Below are 20,076 nucleotides of genomic sequence, written 5' to 3'. Positions count from 1 at the left end.
CGGTCAACCGCTGCTGGACCCACGCGCCGCCGCACCAGCGGGTGCTGGACGAAAAACCAGGTCAAGGAGTGCTTTGCCGGCTGCGGGCACCTCTCGCAGATGCCCGTAGAGTGTGACCACAGGCAGTGATCCCAGGCTGGTGTCGGCCACACCGACCGCGTCGATGCCCATCGCGCGGCACAGCGCCAGCGCCCGGGGCAGGTGAAAGTCCTGTGTCACGACCACGGCGGCCCGCACGCCGAAAACCTCGCGGGCCCGCGCACACGAGTCCCAGGTACGAAACCCCGCCGGATCGGTCATGACCTGGCCGGCGGGCAGGCCGGCCGCGAGGAGATAGCCACGCATCGCCTCGGTCTCGTGGTGGTGGGCGGCCGTGTTATTGCCACTGACCAGCACCGCCTCGACGCTGCCGCGCCGATAGAGCCGCGCGGCGACATCGAGGCGGCGCGCCAGGACCGGCGTGGGCTCTCCTTCGGCGGTGACCGCCGCCCCCAGCACGAGAGCGACCGGCCGCGGCGGCACCTCCTCCTCGACGGTGAAACGGTCGCCGGCCGTGGCCAGGTGCAGGCTCGCCAGCGGCACCAGTACGGCGACGAGCGCCCCCACCACCACGAGCCGCCAGCGCCGCCTTAGTACGGCCTGCCATGGCGTCACCCTCACGGCCCCTTCAGGACCATCGGGGGTGCTGTCGCAGGAAGAGGTCACGTCGGATCGGCAGCTCGCGCCCGCCACACGTGGGCCACAGCCACGGCTATTGCGCGGCCGGCGTGCGCGCCACGGCACCCACGCACCACATCGTCTCGGGGTCGGTGACCACGGTGGGGTCGTCTTGGCGCCAGTCGGTGACGTAGCCGAATCCGGGCGCCACGAGTTCCAGTCCGTCGAAGAGCCGGCGCACCTCGGCACTGGTTCGGAACTTGAGCCGCCCCACGGCCTGCCCGCCGACCTCCTCGGCGCGCGCGGCGTTGGGCTGGCCGTCGTTGACCAGTGAAGCCAGGCACAGGTAAGAGCCGGCGGGAAGGGCCGCCAGCAGTGTGGCGACGATGCCCTCGGCGTCCTCCTCGGCGAGCACGTAGTGCAGCACGCCGACGAGCAGCAGAGCGACCGGCTCCTCACCGTCGAGCAGGCGGGTGACCTCGGGATGGGCCAGCAGCTCGGCGGGGCGCAGCACGTCGCCGTGGACCACCGTGGTCGTGTCGTTGTCGGCGAGCAGGGCGCGACCGTGGGCCAGCACGATCGGATCGTTGTCGACGTAGACCACCTGGGTCTGCGGGGCGTGCTCGTGGGCGACCTCGTGGACGTTGCGTGCCGTAGGCAACCCCGAGCCGATGTCGATGATGCGTCGGATGCCGGCCTCGCCCACCAGGTGGTTCACCGCACGGCGCAGAAACGCGCGATCGGCGTTGGCGATGTCGATCAGTTCGGGACAGGCTTGTTTCATGGCGGCGCACGCCTCGCGGTCGACGGCGAAGTTGTCCTTGCCGCCCAGGAAGTAGTCGTACATCCTGGCGATGCTGGGCCGGGAGACATCGATGGGAGGCGCGCTTTGTGCTTCGTCGTCGGGCGGTGTCCGCATCCACTCGGGGGTCTCGCTCGCCACGGGAAGCGCTCCTTCTCACTGCTGTCCGCCGCTGCGCCGCTGACAGGGCGTGCACGGGCGTGGACGAGGGGCAATGGTTTCCCACCCTACTCGGAAATGAGCTGGACAACCGACTAGATTACACAGCTTGTCCCATTCATCATGAAATGGACGATAAGTTTCTTTTGCCGGAACTCCTGTTGAGCTGCGCAGGTGAGCGCACCGGCCCCGCAACGCGCGGCCCGGTCAGCGTGAACGTTGCCCCATCGACCCGAGCCACCCCGCCCCCGCCACGGCAGCCCTCCGGATACCGGCACCCCCGGCACCGGAAGGACCCCCTTTGCGCAGACGCAGCTTCCTGGCGGCAACCGTGGCAGCGTCGGTGGTCGGCACGGTCGGGGCCACCGTGGCCGTGAACCGTCCCTGGTCAGCGCCGGCAACCGCCGTGGCGCCCCAACACTCCGGCGCCGCGCGGCACGTGATCCTCATCGACTGGGACGGCGTCGCCCCCGGCTACCTCGACGCGCTCTTCGCCGCGGGGGAACTGCCCGTGCTGCGGGCACTGGCCGACAACGGAGGGCGCTCGACGGTGTCGTGCTCCTACAAGGCGATCTCCAACCCCAACCGCTCCAGCCTGGCCACCGGAGCCTGGCCTGCTATCCACCGCAACACCGCCTACGTGCTCGCCCCCGACACGGGGCGGGCCATCGGCCAGACCCGCCGGCTCGACGCCGAAACCATCGCCCAGAGTCTGCGCCGCCAAAACCGCACCGTCCTCGCGGCAGGGTGGTACATCGTCCAGAAGCGGGGCAGCGACTACGGCGACCCTGCGGGGCTCTACACCCAAAGTGAGTCGTGGGAGGAGACCGTGGACGCGGTCGTGGGGGTGCTGCGCGGTGAAGCGGTGCGCTCAGGTTGGCGCGGGGTGCGCATGCGCCGCATCCCCGACCTGATCGCCGCTTACACCGCCGACGTCGACGCCATCGGCCACCGGGAAGGCCCCGATTCGCCGCGCGTGCGCGAACGGCTCCTGGCGCTGGACACCGGGCTGGGCCGCATCGTCGACGCCGCACGCTGGGCCGGGATCGCGGAGCAGACCACGTTCGCCTTCGTCTCCGACCACGGCATGACCGGATACACCGAGACGCTGGAGCCGGCGGTGCTGGGCGCGATACGCCACGCCGGGTTCAGCGTGGAACGGCTGTACTCGGGGCATCTGCCGCTTGCCGAAACCGAGGTGGTGCTGACGGCGAGCCCGCGCGCGGCCAACGTCTACCTGCGTGGGCGCGCCGCCACCGCGGCGGGGCGAGCGCAACTGGCCGAGATCCTGGCCGGGCTCGACGAACTGGAAGGCGTCCACGACCGGGAACATCTCGACGCGCTGGGCGCCGCGCCCGAGGAGGGCGATTTCGTGATCGAGGCGCGCCCGCCCTATGCGTTCCTCGATCCGGCCGCCGTCGACGGCCGCACCCGCGGCGGCCACGCCAGCGCGCGGGAGGGCCACGCTCCCCTCATCCTCGCCGGCGCCGGCATCCGCCCCGGCCACCAACTGAGGCAGGCCACCATCGTCGACGTGGCCCCCACGTTGAGCCACCTGCTCGGCGCCGCTCCACCCGCCCACGCCCAGGGCCGGGTGCTGGAAGAGGCGCTGGAGGACATCTCCTCTTTTGAGTGAACCGGTGAGCAAGACTGGGTCTGGAGGTCACTCCAAAGCCAAAAGCGCCTGGAGCGCCTGATCGACCGCCTGCATCTCCCCACCGTCCAAGCGGCCCGCGAACTCTCCCAGCCGTTTGTGGGGATCGATCACGGTGAGCTGTTCGACCATGACACGAGCCTTGGTGCCGGCAACCTCGATCTCCGGTCGAAACGACGCCTCTTTACGTCCCGTGGACGTAGGAGCAATAACCCAGGTGGACAACGGGAGGTCATCGGATTGCACGACAACGGCATAGCGTGCTCCGTTCTGCTCGTGCCCGTGCGCGTCCCTGGGCGCCCGCAATCGGTACAGGTCACCACGCACGCAGTTCCTCCATCTCAGCAGCCAACTCCTTGGAAGCCGCAACGTCCTCCGGATCGTTGCGCAGCGCTTCAGCCTCGGCACGCAACCGCCTGCGGCGATGCTCACGCTCGGCGGCGAGAATCGCTTGACGGGTTGCCTCTGAACGGGAGGCCCCATCTCTTGTCAGTTCATCGAGCGCGCGCTCGACCTCAGAATCAGTACGGATCGTCAACACAGACATAAGATCGAGCGTAATACGTCTTGTATTTCCTTGTGTAGTTCATGCTGCTTTCGTAAGCGTCCGCCCCCGAAGTCCCATGAAAGGAGAAGCCGCTGAGCCGGAAACGAGCCTGGGTATATCGTTGGGCCGAGCTTCCGTCTCAACGGCCGCGCTTAACCACCCGGAGCACGGGGAAGCCCCCGACGTAATCGGAACAGCTATCCGGAGGACACTATGCAGCTTGGCCTGCACATCCCCAGCTTCACGTGGCCCGGTGGCCCGCAGACGCTCAACTCCGACCTGGCCCGCACGGCGAGTGCGGCCGAGGAGGCCGGTTTCGGCTACGTGAGCGTCATGGACCACTTCTGGCAGATCGGCGTGGTCGGCCCGCCCGAACAGGAGATGCTGGAGGCATACACCACGCTGGGCTTCCTCGCCGCCCACACCTCCCGGGTGAGACTACAGACCCTGGTCACCGGGGTCACCTACCGTCCGCCGGGGCTGCTGGCCAAAACCGTCACCACGCTGGACGTGCTCTCGGGCGGGCGTGCCGGGCTGGGTATCGGCGCGGCGTGGCACGAGGAGGAGGCGCGCGGGCTGGGGCTGCCGTTCGCCCCGACGGCGGAACGCTTCGAGCGGCTGGAGGAGACGCTGCGCATCTGTCGGCGGATGTGGAGCGAGGACGAAGAGCCCTTCCAGGGCACGCACTACCGACTCGACCGGCCGCTGAACTCGCCGCAGCCGCTCACCCGGCCCCACCCGCCGATCATGGTCGGCGGCGGCGGGGAACGTAAGACGCTGCGGCTGGTGGCGCGCTACGCCCAGGCGTGCAACCTGTTCGCTGGCCCCGAACTGGCCCACAAGCTGGAGGTGCTGCGGGGCCACTGCGAGGCCGAAGGCCGCGACTACGACGAGATCGAGAAGACCGCCACCATGCCCTTCGAGATCGGGCCCGACGGGGAAGGCGTCGACGAACTGCTGAAACAGTTGCGTGACATCGCTGACCTGGGGGTCACGACGGTGTTCGGGTGGGTGCACGACGCCGCCGACGGCCGCCGCCTGGAGGTGCTGGGCCGCGAGGTGATTCCGATCATCGCGCAGTGGTGAGCTGGGCGCGGCGCTCGCCACGGGAGGCGCGCGCCATCACCGTAAAACGGTCTAACCTGGCATAGTGACCGACTTTCCCCATTTCGGAGCCGGCCCCGAGCGCCCCTACACGATCCTGAGTTGCGCCGTCTCGGTCGACGGCTATATCGACGACAGCGGCCCCGAGCGGCTACGACTGTCCAACGAGGCCGACTTCGACGAGATCGACGCACTCCGCGCCGAGTGCGACGCGATCCTCGTCGGCGCCCAAACGGTGCGCAACGACGACCCGCGGCTGTTGGTGCGCTCGCCGCAGCGCCAGCAGGAGCGGCTGACCGCGGGCCGGCCCGCGCACCTGCGCAAGGTGGTGCTCAGCGCCAGCGGCGACCTCGATCCGGCCGCGCGCCTGTTCGCCGCCGGCGACACGGACACGATCGTCTACGTGTCCTCGACCGCCCACCCCGCGACGACCGAAACCCTGGCCACGGTGCCGGGTGAGGTGACCGTGGCCGACGCCGGAGAGCCGCTGAACGTGGCCACGGCCGTGGCCGACCTGGCGCGGCGCGGCGTGGGCCGGCTGCTGGTGGAGGGCGGTGGCGCTGTGCACACCGCGTTTTTGACCGCCGGGCTCGCCGACGAGCTGCGTCTGGCCATCGCGCCGTTCTTCGTGGGCGAGGCGGCGGCGCCGCGCTTCGTCCATCCCGGCGCTTTTCCCCACACCGCTGCGCACCCGATGCGCCTGGCGCAGGCACGCACCATCGGCGATATCGCGGTGCTGCGCTACCTGTTGAAGGAGGACGGGTGAGTCTTATCGACACGGTCGAGTCCGACCAGCGGTGGCTGCGCGCCGCGATCGAGCTGTCGCGCTCCTGCCCACCGTCGCAGACGGCGTTCTCGGTGGGGGCCGTCATCGTCGACTCGGGGGGCGCGCTCGTGGGTGAAGGGTACTCGCGCCGGGACGACCCGCACGACCACGCCGAGGAGGTGGCGCTGCGCCAACTGCCCGACGCCAAGGACCCGCGGCTGGGGGCGGCGACGCTCTACAGTTCGTTGGAGCCGTGTGGCGCGCGCTCCTCGCGCCCGCGCTCGTGTGCCTCGCTGATCTTGGACACGCCGATCCAGCGCATCGTGTTCGCCTGGCGTGAGCCCTCGGTGTTCGTCACCGGCGAGGGTGCCGAGCTGCTGCGCGCCGCGGGGCGCACGGTCGTGGAGATCCCCGACTTGGCTCCGCTCGCCCGCGAGGCCAACCGTCACCTGCTGGCGGAGTGACCCGGCGGGGGTGACGGAGGGCCGTGATCGCCATGGCGCGACTCTCATGGCGATCACCGCAGCTCCGATCGTTGCGCCACGCTTGGTGGGACAGAGAGCGGCAACGGTGGCCCATGTCGACCGGCCCGCGCGCTGCTTTTCCGCTTCGCGCCGGATACCATAATTACCGACCAGTAGGTACGGCCTGTGTTGGCGCGTATGTCCGCTGCGGGCCTGGTCGCCGCCACCGCATGCCCCGGGAAAGGAACCGTTATGCCCACGTTGGAGCGCCACGGCGACGTCTTCGTCCTGGATATCGGTGACGGCGAGAACCGTTTCCACCCCGACTGGGTCGCTTCGGTCAACGCCGCGCTGGACGAGGTGGAACGGGCCGAGCAACCCGCTGCCCTGGTGACCGCGGCGACCGGCAAGTTCTTCTCCAACGGTCTGGATCTGGACTGGCTGGGCGCCCACCGCGACCGGCACCAGGAGTACATCGCAAGCGTGCACGCGCTGTTCGCGCGGGTGCTGTCGCTGCCGGTGGTCACTGTGGCGGCGTTGCAGGGGCACACGTTCGCCGCCGGGGCGATGCTGGCGCTGGCGCACGATTTCCGGGTGATGCGCGCCGACCGCGGGTTCTGGTGCCTGCCCGAGGCCGACATCACCATCCCGTTCACCCCGGGGATGTCCGCCCTGATCCAGGCAAGATTGGCCCCGCAGACCGCCCACGAGGCCATGGTCACCGCCCGCCGCTACGGCGGCCACGACGCTTTGGCCGTCGGCATCGTCGACCGCGCCGTGGACGAGGACGCGGTGCGGCCGACCGCCGTGGAGATCGCCCAAGCCCAGGTCGGCAAGGACGGCCCCACCCTGGCCACGATCAAGTCCCGCATGTACGCCCCCGTCCTGGCAGCGCTGCGCGACACTGACACTCCCCTGGGCTGAGGCCTCCGGCATCCCATGGGCGTTCATGATCGTCACGAGGCATGTCCGTTCGGCGGTTCTCGCGCCCCAGAATCGCCGAGCGGACACATTTCGTCATGGTCATGGCGCTCGTAACAGCACCACCCGAGCCACCACCCCGAGGATAGAGCGCTCAAGACCACACCACCCCAGCCACCACCCGAGGCTGCCGAGATCGCGAAGCGGTCGAGGTACGAGCGAACGGCGAACCTCCGCACCCCCGCCCCAGCCGTCCGAAAAGCAGAATCTACGCCGGGACGTGGGCGCGCAGGAAGGCGCTGACGGCGCCACGGCTGAGCTGGGCGCCCCACGAGCCCGGGCGCGCGTCGAAGACGTGGCCAGCGTAGGGGATGCTGACCAGCGTGACGGGGGTACCGGCCCGCTGAAGGGCGGTGACTAGGGTCGATGACTGGTCGTGCGGCACTGTGTGGTCGCGGCGCCCGTGCAGCAGCAGGGTGGGCGGCAGCCCGGGGCGGGCGTAGTGGGTGGGCGAGCTCAGTTCGTGGGCCTGGGGAACCTCGCTCGGCGAGCCGCCGGTGTAGGCGCGGATGAGGGGCCGGTAGCCGTCGCCGCCCTTGGGCGGGGTGTAGTCCCACCACTGGCCGATGTCGGTCACCGGGTAGAACGCCATGACCGCCTTCACCGAGGTGTCGGCGACGTCGCAACTGGGCGCCACGCCGTCCTCGTCGTAGGCGGCCATCAGCGCCAGGTGCCCGCCGGCCGAGGAGCCCGAGAGCACCACACGCCCCGGGTCGATGCCGTAGTCGGCGGCGTGCTCCTTGACCCAGCCCACGGCGCACGTGACGTCGCCGGGGGCGTCGCGCCACCGGGCGGGCGGGGCGAGCCGGTAGTCGATGTCGAAGACGGTGTAGCCGCGTTGGGTGAGCCAGCGGTTCCAGTGCGCGGTCTGTCCTCGGGAGCCGGCGACCCACCCGCCGCCGTGGACGCGGACCACGGCGGGGGTGCGCTTGTCGGTGGCCGTGGCGGGCCGGTGGACGTCCAGCGCGAGCGAGTGGCCCTCGACCTCGACGTAGTCGACGGTCGTCGTGGGGGGAGCCGGGTCGGGGGCAGGGGCGAAGTAGCTGTGCAGGGAGAGCCCGACCTCGTGGCGTCCGGCCTCGCGCCCGACCGCCACGGTGGGCACGAGGGCGACCAGCGCGGTAGCGCCGGCGAGGGTGACGACGGCGAAGGAGGTGCGCCGCGCGCCCAGCCGCCCGGCGAGGAGGGCGGCACCGGCGGCGAGCAGCGGAAACGGGAGAACGTAGAGGTCGCGGCGGTAGGTGTGGATGTCGAACACCGCCGACTCGGGCGCCATGGTGGGCACCAGGATCGGCAGGAGGGCCGAGATGGCCTCAGCCAACAGCAGCAGCGCGACGAGGACCGCGCCCCACCGTAGGATCGCCAGCGCCACGCGCACCCACGATACGCCGGTAGGCCCCGCCGGAGCGTCCTGCCCCTCCCCTACCGGGGCCGATGGTGACTGAGCCATACGCCCCCTTCCACTCGCCCGGTCCAGCGCCCCACACCAGGGCACTCGGGGCACTGAACCTCGCTGCCGTATTCCCGCCCGACACCGCACGGTAACCAGCACTATGGCGATTTAGACCGATATCACACGTTATGCCGATGACCTGCTGTTACCGGTCTCGAAGGGACAACTAAACAGCGGCGTTTCCGCCGGTATGGGGTAGGGCCATGCTTGCTGGCCCCACCCCACGCGGTCGGGGGGGCAGGGGGAAGTCTCAGAACCAGACGATTTCCCCGTCTTGCCGGTCGGCGAAGCGTTCGATGTCGATGAAGGAGTACAGGCCCGTGCCGTCCATACCGCGGGCGATACCGCTGCCGTCGGAGAGCACGGCACCGAACCAGGCGTGCACGTAGTCGTCGCGATCGTCGTCGTAGACGTCGAGATAGAACGCTCGCACCCGACCCTCGGGGACGGCCCCCTCATCCTCGGCGGAGTCGTGGTAGACAGAAGTCGAATCGAGACTGGGACGATCCATACGAATCCTTCCTCGGTTCCCCGGTCCGGGCGGAAGTCGTTGGCAGCTTCTCTCCGCCCGGCCCGCTCTGGCGGGTGGTGCTATCGGTATGAGTTGCACACCTCTCGGAAACTTGCTGTGATCAAGCTCCCACTCTTTGCTACGGTACGACACAGCCATTGCTCACACAATTCTTTATGAGAAAGATTGTGGAGAACTTCTGGAGGGAGCATCCCCATGGCGATCGGACGCCCCAAAAGGGTGACCCTGCGCGGTCGCTGGCTCGGGCAGCGGCTGCGTGAGTTGCGCGACGAGAGCGGCATGAAAGTGGAGGAGGTGGGCGACTACCTCCAGCGCAGTTCAGGGACGGTGAGCCGGTTCGAGAGCGGCATCTATCCGATTCGCCGCTCCGAAGTGGTTGCTCTCCTTGACCTGTACGGGGTCAACGAGGCGAAACGGAGGGCCGACCTTCTCAAGATCGCCGACGACGTGTGGCAAACCGGCTGGTGGGAGGGGTACACCGGCGAGGTCGCCGACTGGTTCATCGACTTCGTCTGGCTCGAAGAACAAGCGACTGAGCAACGGCTGTTCGAGAACACCGTGGTCCCCGGCATCGTGCAGACCGAGGCGTACGCGCGAGCCGTAATACTCGCGGCTGATCCCGATGCCACTCGCGACCAGGTTGACCGCTGGATTGAACTGCGAATGACCAGGCAGAATTTATTCCAGAAGGAAACGCCGCCCAGGGTAAGGATCGTCCTGGATGAGGCAGTCCTGCGACGTCGGGTGGGAGGCACGCGAGTGCTCTCGGGACAACTGCGACACCTGCTCGACCTCGTCGGCCGCTCGATCATCGAACTGCGCGTACTGCCGTTCTCATTGGGAGCGCATGCCAGCCCGACGGGCCGTTTCAGCCTGTTCACGATGGCGGAGCCCTATCCCGAGGTCGCTTATGCAGAGAGCCCCAAAGGAGGTATTTACATCGAATCTCCCGATACGGAGCGAATCATCGAAAAGTACGATCGGTTGTGGGACGAGTCCCTGAATACAGAGGAGTCCGTCGAGTTCGTCTCGACGCTCATCGAGGAGTACCAGTGAACACGGAACCGACGCTCCAACACCTCTCCCCCGACGAACTCGCAAACGTCGCCTGGCACATCAGCACCTACAGCGACAACGGCGGCGGTAGTTGCGTGGAAGCCGGTCCCCTCAACGACGGCACCGGCCGGATCGCCATGCGCCACAGCCACCACCCCCACAGCACCACCATCGTCTCCCCCCACCACGCCTGGACCGCCTTCACCGCTGCGGTGCGCGGTGGGGAGTTCGGGCTCAGGTAGAGCACTGCTCCCCTTTCAGGGGATGGGCGGCGAAAAAAGCGCCGGCCCCACCTGGGAGGGGAAGGCGGGGCCGGCGTGTGGGGGATGTGGGGAGCGGCTCGAACCGGTCGGCGTCCGAACCCGATGGTCGCTTGCCCCCTAGAACGGGTAGCGGGCGACGTCGGCGCGCATCGTGACCCATTGGGTCTCGGTGAACGCCTCGATATTGGCTGTTGTGCCCCCGAAACGGCTACCGGTGCCAGAGGCGCCCACACCCCCGAAGGGAGCCACCGCCTCGTCGTCGACCGTCTGGTCGTTGATGTGGACGAGTCCAGCGGGGATGCGGTCGGCCAACTCGTAACCGCGCATCGGGTTACTGGTGAGTATACCAAGGGAGAGGCCGTAGTCGCTGGCAGATGCGATATTGGCCGCCTCTTCTGCGGAGTCAAACCGGATCACCGGCGCCACCGGGCCGAACACCTCCTCGGCGAAAGCCGGCGTGGTCTCGGTGACGTCGGCGAGCACGGTCGGCCGGTAGAACAGCCCCTCGTAGGTGCCACCGGCGGCAACCCGCGCACCCGCCTGCGAGCTGCGGGTAACCAGCGAGTGTACCGAGTCACGTTGACCGGCGTCGATGATTGGTCCCAACGCGACCTCCCCGGCCTCGGGATCGCCCACGGGCAACCCTTCGGCCTTGGCTGCCAGCCGCTCCACGTACTCGTCAGCGATCGAGGAGTGCACCAGGTGGCGACCGGTGGTCATGCAGATCTGGCCCTGGTGCAGAAACGACCCCCACGCCCCCACCGAGACCGCGTGCTCGACATCGACATCGTCGAGCACGATCAGCGGCGAATTACCGCCCAACTCCAAGTGCGCACGCTTGAGGTGGCGCCCCGCGGCCTCGCCGACCTTGCGGCCGGCGGCAGTGGAGCCGGTGAAGCTGATGACGCGCACGTGCGGGTCGGCGACCAGGGCCGCGCCCGCCTCGCCGCCGCCGGGCAGCACGTGCAGCACCCCTTCGGGCAGGCCGGCCTCGCGGAAGATCTCGGCGATGACGGCGCCGCCGGAGACCGCGGTGCGCGGGTCGGGCTTGAGCACCACCGCGTTGCCCAGCGCCAGGGCGGGAGCCACCGAGCGCATACCCAGGATCAGTGGGAAGTTGAACGGGGCGATCACCCCGACCACCCCCGCCGGCACCCGGCGGGCCAGGCTCAGCCGGGGCTTGGCGGTGCGCAGCACCTCCCCAATCGGTTGGGAGGCCAGCGCCGCCGACTCGTAGGACTCGGTGGCCGCGAGGTGGTTCTCGAAGGCGGCCTTGCCCGCAGCGGAGCCGGCCTCGCGGACGAGCCACGCGCTGATCTCCGCGGCGCGCTCCTCGAACAGCGCCCCGGCGCGGCGCAGCACCGCGGCGCGCTCCTCGAAGGAGGCCGCGGCCCAGTCGCGTTGCGCCCGCGCGGCGGCCGTGGCGGAGGCGGCGACGTCGGCCTCGTTGGCGGAGCCGATCCGGGCGACCTCGGCTCCCGTGGCCGGAGCCACGACGGGGGCATCACCGCCCTGGGCCGCCTGCCACCGGCCGGTGAAGATTTGGCCCGACCAGACGTTGCTGTCGAACATGCTCATGGGTGCTCCTTTGCACTGACGGCGAACTGCGCGGCTGCCTCCACCCCCCGGCGGCGACACCCGCCGCCCCCGGGGACTCGGGTCACAGCTTCTGGGCGCTGACCGGGCCGCGCTTGGCGTTTTGGATCTCCTCGTAGACCTTGGCGCGCAGCTCGGTGAAGCGGCCGGCGCCGCGGGTGGTGAGCTGGTCGCGCTCGTCGGGCAGGTCCACGGGGATGTCGTCTTGGATGACCGTGGGAGAGGACGACAGCACGAGCACGCGCTGGCCCAGGTAGACCGCCTCGTCGATGTCGTGGGTGACGAACAGGATCGTCATCTGGAACCGCTTCCACAGCGAGCGGATCAGATCCTCCAGGTCGGCGCGGGTTTGGGCGTCGACGGCGGCGAAAGGCTCGTCCATGAGCAGCACCCGCGGCTGGTAGGCGATGGCGCGGGCGATGGCCACGCGCTGCTGCATACCGCCGGAGAGTTGCCAGGGGTAGGACTTGGCGAATTCGGAGAGGCTGACCGCGGCCAGAGCCTCGTCGATCAGTTCGCGGCGCTGCTGCTTGGGCAGCTTCTTCTGCTTGAGCGGCAGTTCGATGTTGCCCTGGACGGTGAGCCAGGGGAACAGGCTACGGCCGTACTCCTGGAAGACCACCGCCATGTCGGGCGGGGGTCCGGTGACGGGGCGCCCGGCCAGCGAGACGCGGCCGGAGGTGGGTTGCAGTAGGCCGGCCACGCACTTGAGCAGTGTGGTCTTGCCGCAGCCCGAGGGGCCGACGAGGCAGGCGAGTTCACCTTCGTCGAGGCGGAAGGTGAGGTCGCGGACGGCCTCGACCGAGCGGCCCTCGCCCTGGTAGATCTTTTGCATCGCGCTGACGTCGAGCATCGGCGACCTCCCGTTGTGGGTCGTGGTGGGCGTGGTCAAGGGGCTCACTCTCCCTTCGTGGCCGCGCGCAGGCCCAGGTACCAGCCCAGCACTCGGCGCTCGACGAGCTGGAACAGTACCGAGAGTGTGAAGCCGAGCAGGCCCAGCAGCACGATGCCCGACCACATCTCGGGGATGGCGAAGCTGCGCTGGAACTGCACGATGGTGAAGCCCAGTCCGCTGGAGCTGGCGAACATCTCGCTGATGACCATGAGGATGATGGCGATGGACAGCGCTTGACGCAGGCCGGCCATGATTTGGGGGCTGGCCGAGCGCAGCACGAGCGTGACGAGGCGGCGCGGGCCGCGCACGCCGTAGCAGCGGCAGGTGTCGGACAGTACCGGGTCGACGGCGCGCACACCTTCGACGGTGTTGAGCAGGATCGGCCAGATACAGCCGGAGACGATCACCAGCAGCTTCATGGAGGTGGTGACGCCCACGAGCAGGATCAGCAGCGGCACCAGCACCGGCGGTGGGATAGCGCGTAGGAACTCCAAGACGGGCTCGGTCAGCGCGCGCAGGCTGCGCGACAGGCCCAGCGCGATGCCCACGCCCACGCCGAGGACGGCGGCCAGGGCGAAGCCGGCCAGCAGCCGGCCGATGCTGGGCAGGGCGTCCTGGGCGAAGCGCTCGGAGAACCACACCTCGCCGAAGGTGGTGGCGATGACGTCGGGGGCGGGCAGGTAGTACAGGCCGCTGGAGGCGCTGGCCCACCACCACACCAAAATCAGCGCGACGGGCAGTCCCAGCAGATAGACAAGGCGCAGGCCGGCGCGGCGCAGCATGGCGGCCACGGGAGAGCGGCGCTGCGGTGGTGTTGTGGTGGCTGGCTGCTGCTGGGTGGCTGCGTGGCTCATACGGCGGCCTCCCCACGGACCGAGGTGTGCCAGTGCAGAACGCGCCGTTCCAGGGCGCGCACGCCGACGTTGACGATGACGCCGAGGGCACCGGTGGCGATGATGAGGGCGTAGACGACGGCTGGGGCGCCGCTGGCTTGGGCGACGGCGATCTCTTTGCCGAGGCCGGGCGTGCCGATGATCAACTGGGAGGTGATGGCCAGGATCAATGCGACGGCCGCGCCCAGGCGCAGGCCGGTCAGCACGTAGGGCAGGGCCGAGGGCCAGGTGATGTGGCGCATGCGGGCCAGCTTGCCCATCCCGAACGACCGCGCGGTCTGCTCCGCCACGGGGTCGATGTCGGCGACGCCGTAGAGGACCTGGATGTAGATCTGCCAGAACGCGGCGTAGACGACCAGCAGCAGGGTGGAGCGGATGTCGGTGGCCCACAGCAGCACGGCGAGCGGGATCAGCGCCACGGACGGGATGGGGCGCAGGAACTCGACGGTGGAGGAGGTCAGTGCGCGCAGCGCGGGCACCGAGCCGATGAGGAAGCCGAGGATGACCGCGGCCAGAAAAGCGATGCCCAAGCCCAGCCCCCACCCCAGGAGGGTGTCGAGCAGCGCGGTCCAAAACGTGGGAGTGGCCATGCGGGCGGCCAGCTCGGTCAGGACTTCGGAGGCCGGCGGCAGGTAGCGCGCCTGGACCAAGCCCAGCCGCGGGACCGCCTCCCACAGGCCGAGGAACAAGACGATGCCGATGAGGCCCAGTACGGCGTTAACGAGCTTGGTGGGGGTGGCGACGCGCCGCGGGCGCGCGGCCGACCGGCGGGAGGTTTTCCGCCGGTCGGCCGCCGCGGGCGCCGCTGGTGTCGCGGCACTCTTGGTCATGGTGCTCACTCGTAGTACAGGGCTTCGAGGTCGGGCTGGCTGTCGACGAGACCGTCCTCGACCATGAGATCAGCGATGGTTTGCACCGATTCGCGGTTGACTTCCGGCGGGAAGTGGGGCAACCGGATCTGCTCGATAAGGTTCTGGTCGATCTCGGTGTAGTTGGTCAGAACGCGCCGCACGTCCTCGGGGTTGGCGTCAGCGTAGGCCATGGACTCGTGCATGGCGGTGCGGAAGGACTCCACCAGCTCGGGGTCCTCGTTGGCCAGTTGCTCGGAGGTGAAGTACTGCGCGACCGAGAGGCTCGGCGAGGCGTCGACGAAGTTGGAGGCGACCTCGGTGGCGCCGTTGTTGAGCGACTGGCTGAGGAAGGGCTCGACCAGCCACGCGCCGTCGACCTGGCCGTTCTCAAGGGCGGCGGGCATCTCGGGGAAGGGCAGCTCGACGAACTTGATCTCGTCGGGGTCGCCGCCGGCCACGCGCACCGAGTTGCGCACCGTGGTGTCGCCGATGTTTTGCAGCGTGTTCACGGCGACCTTCTTGCCGGCCAGACCGGAGGCGTCGGTCACGGGGCTGCCTTCGGGAACGACGATGCCGCCGAAGTCGGCGCCCTGCTCGCCGGTGCTGGTCACGCCGTTGCTGACGACCTTCAGTGGCAGGTCTTCCTGTCGGCCGATGAGCAGCGAGGTAATGTTGCTGAAACCGAACTCGAAGTTGCCGCTGACCACACCGGGAACAATGGCGGCGCCGCCGCTGGCGTTCTCGATGTTGAGCTTGAGCCCGTGATCCTCGAAGTAGCCCTGCTCTTGGCCGAGGTAGACCGGCGCGACGTCAACGATGGGGATGAGACCCACGGTGACTTCGGTGAGCTCGCCCTCCGCCTGGCCGTCGCCGCCGCTGTCGCCACTGTCGCTGCTTCCGCCGCATGCGGACGTGGCCAGCAGTGCGAGCGCACTGGCCAGAACGAAGATCTTTCGACGCATCGGGATCTCCAAAATTGGATGGTGTTGAGAGAAAAACGGACGAGGCGATGGGCGCGGATGACAGGCGCCGGCTGATCAACCTCTGCGGGGATGCTATCGCTATCGCGCAGACCCGCTCGTTCGTTTTACGAACGCTTGTTCATTCAGCGAACGTAGGGGAGGAGTTTCACCACGTCAAGCCATACCGATCACAGTTCGGTTTCCATCCTTCCCCGCCTCTCACATCATGCGCCACGCCATGTCAGAGCGGATCATGGGGGGCCTGCAACGGGTCATGGGACGTCAGGATGACTAGTGACATCACAGCGCCCATCAAGGACGATCGGCCTATATACAGGCAATGCCTTGTGCGTTATGAGAACATCGCTGGAAGCGGCGTCGCTGGAGGCCCTGGAAGGCGCCGCGGTGAGCGCGGAAACGAGAGCCGAAACCGCAGCACAGCCAGCCACGAGGCGAGGTTTCGGTCAGGCGGGAAGGAGCCAGAATTGACGACGGCCGAGTACGGCGGAGAGCCGGCAATGCGGGCCGAGCACTACGTGCAGTCGCTGGAAAGAGGCCTTGCGGTGATCCGGGCCTTCTCCGCCGAAACCCCATCGATGACGCTGAGCGACGTCGCCAGGAGTACGGGACTGACCCGCGCGGCGACGCGGCGCTTCCTGCTGACGCTGGTAGATCTAGGCTACGTGCGCACCGACGGCAGACAGTTCGCCCTCACACCGCGAGTGCTGGAACTGGGGTATGCCTACCTGTCCTCGGCCGAGCTCCCCGAGGTGGTACAGCCGCACCTGGAGCGCCTGGCCGCCGAGGTAGGCGAGTCCTCGTCGGTGTCGGTGATCGACGGTGACGACATCGTTTACGTGGCGCGCGTGCCCACGTCGCGGATCATGGCCGTGTCGATCAGTGTGGGGACTCGGTTCCCGGCCTACCTCACCTCGATGGGGCGGGTGCTGCTGGCGGCGCTGCCCTCCGAGGAGCTGGAGCACTACCTGGCGGGACTGGAGTTGCGCACCGCGACCCCCTACACCGTCTCCTCCACACAACTGCTGCGCGCCGAGATCGACCGCGCCCGCAGCCAGGGGTGGGCGATCGTGGACCAGGAACTGGAAGAGGGCCTGCGTTCGGTGGCCGCGCCCATCCGCGACCGGGAGGGCACCGTGGTGGCCGCGGCCAACGTCTCGGCCCACGCCACCCGCACCTCGGTCGAGGACATCCGCCGCGAACTGCTCCCGCCGCTGTTGGCCACGGTGGCACGCATCGAGGCGGATCTGGAGATCGCCAACGGCAGCACGCGCGTGTAAGCGGCAGCGGGACGAGCGGGGCGGCGCCGTCGAAGGCGCGGTGACGAGCGCGAGCGGGCGCGGGGAGGGCACGTCGGTCCGGGCTTGACCCCGGTCACATCCACGAATAATGTCGCCATTATGATGTTCGCCTAGAGAACATTTATTCGTTATACGAACACAGGATGGCAAAACCCATGATCGTGCCGCTGGACGAGGGAATCCGCGAACTCGTCCACGATGGAGACACGGTCGCGCTTGAGGGCTTCACCCACCTCATCCCCGTGGCGGCCGGACACGAGATCGTCCGCCAGGGACGCCGCGACCTCACCCTCGTGCGAATGACCCCCGATATCGTCTACGACCAGCTCATCGGCGCCGGATGTGCCCGCAAACTGATCTTTTCCTGGGGCGGCAACCCCGGAGTGGGCTCACTGCACCGCTTCCGCGACGCCATCCAGGCAGGCTGGCCGGTACCGCTGGAGATCGAGGAGCACAGCCACGCCGGCATGGCCAACCGCTACGTCGCCGGCGCCTCCGGCGTGCCCTTTGCCGTGCTGCGCGGCTACACCGGGACCGACCTGATCGGCCCCACCGCCACCATCAAGACCGTCACCTGCCCCTTCACCGGGGAGGAACTCACCGCGGTTCCCGCCCTCAACCCCGACGTGACCATCGTGCACGCCCAGCGCGCCGACCGGGCGGGCAACGTGCAGATGTGGGGCATCACCGGGGTGCAGAAGGAGGCCGTGCTCGCCGCGCAGCGCTCGCTGGCCACCGTCGAGGAAGTCGTCGACGAACTCGAACCAGTGCCCGGCCAGGTCATCCTGCCCCACCGCGCGGTCACCGCCGTCGCCGAGGCGCCGGGCGGCTCCCACCCCTCCTACGCCCACGGCTACTACAGCCGCGATAACGACGCCTACCAGGCATGGGACGCCATCAGCCGCGACCGCGAGGCGTTCACCCAGTGGCTGGAAGAACACGTCCTCGCGGGGCCGACCCCCGCTCCCCACGGGAAAGGGCAGTAATAGCGATGACGGCAGTGACCTGGTCCTCCGACGAGATCATGACCGTGACGGCCGCGCGCGCCCTCACCGACGACATGGCCTGCTTCGTGGGCATCGGCCTGCCCAGCACGGCCGCCAACCTCGCCCGCCGCACCCATGCCCCCGGCCTGTGGCTGATCTACGAGTCGGGCACCCTGGGCGCCAAACCCGACACCCTGCCGCTGTCCATCGGTGACGGAATCCTGGCCGAAACCGCCGACACCGTGGTCTCGGTGCCGGAGATCTTCAACTACTGGCTCCAGCCCGGCCGTATCGACACCGGCTTCCTGGGCGCCGCCCAGATCGACCGCTACGCCAACATCAACACCACCGTCATCGGCGACTACGCCGACCCCAAGGTGCGACTGCCCGGCGCGGGCGGCGCCCCCGAGATCGCCGCCTCCTGCCGCGACGTCATCGTGATCGTGCGCCAGTCCACACGCGCCTTCGTCGAATCGGTCGACTTCGTCACCTCGGTGGGCTACGGCTCGGGCGCGGGCGACCGCGAACGGCTGGGGCTGCGCGGGCACGGCCCCAAGCGCGTCATCACCGATCTTGGTGTCCTCGAACCCGACCCCGAGACCGCGGAACTGACCCTGGTCAGCGTGCACCCCGGCGTCGACGTCGCCGACGCGCGCGCCGCGACCGGTTGGGAGCTCGCCGTGGCCCCCGAGGTGGCCACGACCCCCGAGCCCACCTCCGAGGAGCTGGCGGTGCTGCGCTCGCTGACGGGCGCTTCGCCGGCGTGAGCCGCCACCGCCGCCGGATGCCAGATCGTTACAGCGCGGCGGCGCTGCACTAGCCTCGCTCTTAGGGCCCAAAAACAGGGCACTCGGAGCGTTCACGGGGGAATCCGGCCCAGAGGCATAACTGACCGGTATCCGAACAATCTCGACACCACTGTGACGTATCCAACTTGGGAGTCACCATGACCGATGCGTTCATTCTGGACGCGATTCGCACACCCTTCGGCAAGTACGGCGGTGCCTTGGCCGGCGTGCGCCCCGACGACCTCGCCGCGACCGTGGTGCGCTCCATCGTCGAGCGCTCCCCCAACCTCGACCCGGCTACCATCGACGACGTTTACTTCGGAGACGCCAACGGCGCCGGTGAGGACAACCGCAACGTCGCCCGGATGGCCGGGCTGCTGGCCGGGCTGCCCGCCTCGGTGCCCGGCGCCACCCTCAACCGGCTGTGCGGCTCGGGCCTGGAGGCCGCGATCGCCGCCAACCGCGCGGTAGCGGTGGGTGACGCCTCCCTCGTGCTGGCCGGCGGCGTGGAGTCGATGAGCCGCGCGCCCTGGGTGCTGCCCAAGCCGGAGAAGGGGTTCCCCGCCGCCCACCAGACGCTGCACTCGACCACCCTGGGCTGGCGTATGGTCAACCCCCAGATGCCCGACGAGTGGACGGTGTCGCTGGGCGAAAGCACCGAGCAGGTCGCTGAACTCTACGGCATCGGCCGCGCCGAGCAGGACGAGTTCGCGCTGCGCAGCCACAGCAACGCCGCCACCGCCTGGGCCAAGGGCGTCTTCGCCGACGAGACCACCGCCGTGCCCGGCGTGGAGTTGGAGCGCGACGAGAGCATCCGCGAGACCTCGCTGGACAAACTCGGCCAACTCAAACCCTCGTTTCGCGCCGACGGCACCATCACCGCCGGTAACGCCTCCCCCCTCAACGACGGGGCCGCCGCCGTGCTCATCGGTGACGAGGCCGCCGCGCGGGCTCGTGGCAGCGAGCCCTTGGCCCGCATCGTCAGCCGCGGCGTTGCCGCCGTCGAGCCGCACCGTTTCGGCATCGGGCCGGTCGAGGCCGCCGAGACCGCGCTGCGCCGCGCCGGTATCGGCTGGTCGGAGTTGTCGGTGGTGGAACTCAACGAAGCCTTCGCCGCCCAATCGCTGGCCTGCCTGAAACTGTGGCCCGACCTCGATCCCGAGATCGTCAACCCCAACGGCGGCGCCCTGGCCATCGGCCACCCGCTGGGAGCCTCCGGGGCGCGCATCCTGGGGGCGCTCGCCCACGAGTTGCGCCGTCGCGGCGGCGGCTGGGGGCTGGCCGCCATCTGCATCGGCGTGGGACAGGGACTCGCCGTCGTGCTGCACGCCTGAACGGGCCACCGTTT

22 protein-coding genes are annotated in these 20,076 nt (G+C 69.0%); 11 read left to right on the top strand and 11 right to left on the bottom strand.

The window, feature by feature from the left end:
- Nucleotides 1–3: 3 nt before the first annotated feature.
- On the bottom strand, nt 4–654 hold the full coding sequence (locus ABD848_RS15575; protein WP_344972486.1) for a SanA/YdcF family protein: 651 nt from the start codon (nt 652–654) through the stop codon (nt 4–6).
- Between the two features lie 97 nt (nt 655–751).
- Entirely contained in the window at nt 752–1,600 is an 849-nt protein-coding gene (locus ABD848_RS15570; RefSeq protein ID WP_344972484.1) for an SAM-dependent methyltransferase, read from the bottom strand.
- A 319-nt stretch (nt 1,601–1,919) separates the two neighbouring features.
- On the opposite strand from ABD848_RS15570, the gene ABD848_RS15565 reads away from it, so the two are divergent.
- Nucleotides 1,920–3,254: an alkaline phosphatase family protein gene (locus tag ABD848_RS15565; protein WP_344972482.1), complete on the top strand. Its 1,335-nt coding sequence runs from the start codon at nt 1,920–1,922 to the stop codon at nt 3,252–3,254.
- 27 nt (nt 3,255–3,281) lie between these two features.
- On the opposite strand, the gene ABD848_RS15560 is transcribed toward ABD848_RS15565, so the two are convergent.
- Both ABD848_RS15560 and ABD848_RS15555 read right to left on the bottom strand, forming a co-directional pair.
- Complete coding sequence (locus ABD848_RS15560) at nt 3,282–3,599, bottom strand: type II toxin-antitoxin system PemK/MazF family toxin (protein WP_344972480.1); 318 nt, start codon at nt 3,597–3,599, stop codon at nt 3,282–3,284.
- Entirely contained in the window at nt 3,589–3,819 is a 231-nt protein-coding gene (locus ABD848_RS15555; protein WP_344972478.1) for a hypothetical protein, read from the bottom strand. The genes ABD848_RS15560 and ABD848_RS15555 overlap by 11 nt, the downstream gene beginning before the upstream one ends.
- A 213-nt stretch (nt 3,820–4,032) precedes the next feature.
- Between ABD848_RS15555 and ABD848_RS15550 the strand changes: the two genes are divergently transcribed.
- From ABD848_RS15550 to ABD848_RS15535, 4 genes are all read left to right on the top strand, one after another.
- Entirely contained in the window at nt 4,033–4,905 is an 873-nt protein-coding gene (locus ABD848_RS15550; protein WP_344972476.1) for an LLM class F420-dependent oxidoreductase, read from the top strand.
- A gap of 64 nt (nt 4,906–4,969) precedes the next feature.
- Nucleotides 4,970–5,689 (top strand): RibD family protein, encoded by a 720-nt coding sequence (locus ABD848_RS15545; RefSeq protein WP_344972474.1) that lies wholly within the window; start codon nt 4,970–4,972, stop codon nt 5,687–5,689.
- Nucleotides 5,686–6,153, top strand: a complete 468-nt coding sequence (locus ABD848_RS15540) for a deaminase (protein WP_344972472.1) — start codon at nt 5,686–5,688, stop codon at nt 6,151–6,153. The genes ABD848_RS15545 and ABD848_RS15540 overlap by 4 nt, the downstream gene beginning before the upstream one ends.
- 252 nt (nt 6,154–6,405) lie before the next feature.
- Nucleotides 6,406–7,077, top strand: coding sequence for an enoyl-CoA hydratase-related protein (locus ABD848_RS15535; protein WP_344972470.1), 672 nt, complete (start codon nt 6,406–6,408; stop codon nt 7,075–7,077).
- A 265-nt stretch (nt 7,078–7,342) separates the two neighbouring features.
- On the opposite strand, the gene ABD848_RS15530 is transcribed toward ABD848_RS15535, so the two are convergent.
- Together ABD848_RS15530 and ABD848_RS15525 are read right to left on the bottom strand one after the other, a co-directional pair.
- Entirely contained in the window at nt 7,343–8,506 is a 1,164-nt protein-coding gene (locus tag ABD848_RS15530) for an alpha/beta hydrolase (protein ID WP_344972468.1), read from the bottom strand.
- A gap of 331 nt (nt 8,507–8,837) precedes the next feature.
- Nucleotides 8,838–9,098 (bottom strand): hypothetical protein, encoded by a 261-nt coding sequence (locus tag ABD848_RS15525; protein ID WP_344972466.1) that lies wholly within the window; start codon nt 9,096–9,098, stop codon nt 8,838–8,840.
- 216 nt (nt 9,099–9,314) lie between these two features.
- On the opposite strand from ABD848_RS15525, the gene ABD848_RS15520 reads away from it, so the two are divergent.
- Both ABD848_RS15520 and ABD848_RS15515 read left to right on the top strand, forming a co-directional pair.
- Complete coding sequence (locus ABD848_RS15520; protein WP_344972464.1) at nt 9,315–10,175, top strand: helix-turn-helix domain-containing protein; 861 nt, start codon at nt 9,315–9,317, stop codon at nt 10,173–10,175.
- Nucleotides 10,172–10,417 carry a DUF397 domain-containing protein gene (locus ABD848_RS15515; RefSeq protein WP_344972462.1) on the top strand — a complete coding sequence of 82 codons (246 nt, stop codon included), beginning with the start codon at nt 10,172–10,174 and terminating at the stop codon, nt 10,415–10,417. The genes ABD848_RS15520 and ABD848_RS15515 overlap by 4 nt, the downstream gene beginning before the upstream one ends.
- Nucleotides 10,418–10,555: 138 nt before the next feature.
- Here the strand turns inward: ABD848_RS15515 and ABD848_RS15510 are convergent, their stop codons facing one another.
- The 5 genes from ABD848_RS15510 to ABD848_RS15490 all read right to left on the bottom strand — a co-directional run bounded on the left by ABD848_RS15510 (nt 10,556) and on the right by ABD848_RS15490 (nt 15,635).
- On the bottom strand, nt 10,556–12,016 hold the full coding sequence (locus tag ABD848_RS15510) for a benzaldehyde dehydrogenase (protein WP_344972460.1): 1,461 nt from the start codon (nt 12,014–12,016) through the stop codon (nt 10,556–10,558).
- A gap of 82 nt (nt 12,017–12,098) precedes the next feature.
- Nucleotides 12,099–12,887 (bottom strand): ABC transporter ATP-binding protein, encoded by a 789-nt coding sequence (locus ABD848_RS15505; protein ID WP_344972585.1) that lies wholly within the window; start codon nt 12,885–12,887, stop codon nt 12,099–12,101.
- A gap of 44 nt (nt 12,888–12,931) precedes the next feature.
- A complete protein-coding gene (locus tag ABD848_RS15500) occupies nt 12,932–13,711 on the bottom strand; it encodes an ABC transporter permease (protein WP_344972583.1) in 780 nt (259 codons plus the stop codon).
- A gap of 68 nt (nt 13,712–13,779) precedes the next feature.
- Complete coding sequence (locus tag ABD848_RS15495; RefSeq protein WP_344972458.1) at nt 13,780–14,652, bottom strand: ABC transporter permease; 873 nt, start codon at nt 14,650–14,652, stop codon at nt 13,780–13,782.
- Between the two features lie 5 nt (nt 14,653–14,657).
- Nucleotides 14,658–15,635 (bottom strand): ABC transporter substrate-binding protein, encoded by a 978-nt coding sequence (locus ABD848_RS15490; protein WP_344972456.1) that lies wholly within the window; start codon nt 15,633–15,635, stop codon nt 14,658–14,660.
- Nucleotides 15,636–16,153: 518 nt separating this feature from the next.
- Between ABD848_RS15490 and ABD848_RS15485 the strand changes: the two genes are divergently transcribed.
- From ABD848_RS15485 to ABD848_RS15470, 4 genes are all read left to right on the top strand, one after another.
- A complete protein-coding gene (locus tag ABD848_RS15485; protein WP_344972581.1) occupies nt 16,154–16,933 on the top strand; it encodes an IclR family transcriptional regulator domain-containing protein in 780 nt (259 codons plus the stop codon).
- 176 nt (nt 16,934–17,109) lie between these two features.
- Nucleotides 17,110–17,940, top strand: coding sequence for a CoA transferase subunit A (locus ABD848_RS15480; protein WP_344972579.1), 831 nt, complete (start codon nt 17,110–17,112; stop codon nt 17,938–17,940).
- 5 nt (nt 17,941–17,945) lie between these two features.
- The gene (locus ABD848_RS15475; RefSeq protein ID WP_344972453.1) at nt 17,946–18,707 is read left to right on the top strand and encodes a CoA-transferase subunit beta; all 762 of its coding nucleotides are present in this window, start codon (nt 17,946–17,948) and stop codon (nt 18,705–18,707) included.
- A gap of 179 nt (nt 18,708–18,886) precedes the next feature.
- A complete protein-coding gene (locus ABD848_RS15470) occupies nt 18,887–20,062 on the top strand; it encodes a thiolase family protein (protein WP_344972451.1) in 1,176 nt (391 codons plus the stop codon).
- Nucleotides 20,063–20,076: the final 14 nt, after the last annotated feature.

The sequence above is a fragment of the Salinactinospora qingdaonensis genome (assembly GCF_039539445.1).
GTDB lineage: Bacteria > Actinomycetota > Actinomycetes > Streptosporangiales > Streptosporangiaceae > Salinactinospora > Salinactinospora qingdaonensis.
The sequence above is the reverse complement of the archived record's forward strand: the minus strand, read 5'-3'. Positions and strand labels throughout refer to the sequence as shown.

Coding starts and splice junctions, on each gene's coding strand:
- ABD848_RS15555 (WP_344972478.1), bottom strand. CDS start 3,819: ATGTCTGTGTTGACGATCCGTACTGATTCTGAGGTCGAGCGCGCGCTC.
- ABD848_RS15550 (WP_344972476.1), top strand. CDS start 4,033: ATGCAGCTTGGCCTGCACATCCCCAGCTTCACGTGGCCCGGTGGCCCG.
- ABD848_RS15535 (WP_344972470.1), top strand. CDS start 6,406: ATGCCCACGTTGGAGCGCCACGGCGACGTCTTCGTCCTGGATATCGGT.
- ABD848_RS15525 (WP_344972466.1), bottom strand. CDS start 9,098: ATGGATCGTCCCAGTCTCGATTCGACTTCTGTCTACCACGACTCCGCC.
- ABD848_RS15520 (WP_344972464.1), top strand. CDS start 9,315: ATGGCGATCGGACGCCCCAAAAGGGTGACCCTGCGCGGTCGCTGGCTC.
- ABD848_RS15510 (WP_344972460.1), bottom strand. CDS start 12,016: ATGAGCATGTTCGACAGCAACGTCTGGTCGGGCCAAATCTTCACCGGC.
- ABD848_RS15505 (WP_344972585.1), bottom strand. CDS start 12,887: ATGCTCGACGTCAGCGCGATGCAAAAGATCTACCAGGGCGAGGGCCGC.
- ABD848_RS15500 (WP_344972583.1), bottom strand. CDS start 13,711: ATGCTGCGCCGCGCCGGCCTGCGCCTTGTCTATCTGCTGGGACTGCCC.
- ABD848_RS15495 (WP_344972458.1), bottom strand. CDS start 14,652: ATGACCAAGAGTGCCGCGACACCAGCGGCGCCCGCGGCGGCCGACCGG.
- ABD848_RS15490 (WP_344972456.1), bottom strand. CDS start 15,635: ATGCGTCGAAAGATCTTCGTTCTGGCCAGTGCGCTCGCACTGCTGGCC.
- ABD848_RS15485 (WP_344972581.1), top strand. CDS start 16,154: ATGCGGGCCGAGCACTACGTGCAGTCGCTGGAAAGAGGCCTTGCGGTG.
- ABD848_RS15480 (WP_344972579.1), top strand. CDS start 17,110: ATGATCGTGCCGCTGGACGAGGGAATCCGCGAACTCGTCCACGATGGA.
- ABD848_RS15475 (WP_344972453.1), top strand. CDS start 17,946: ATGACGGCAGTGACCTGGTCCTCCGACGAGATCATGACCGTGACGGCC.
- ABD848_RS15470 (WP_344972451.1), top strand. CDS start 18,887: ATGACCGATGCGTTCATTCTGGACGCGATTCGCACACCCTTCGGCAAG.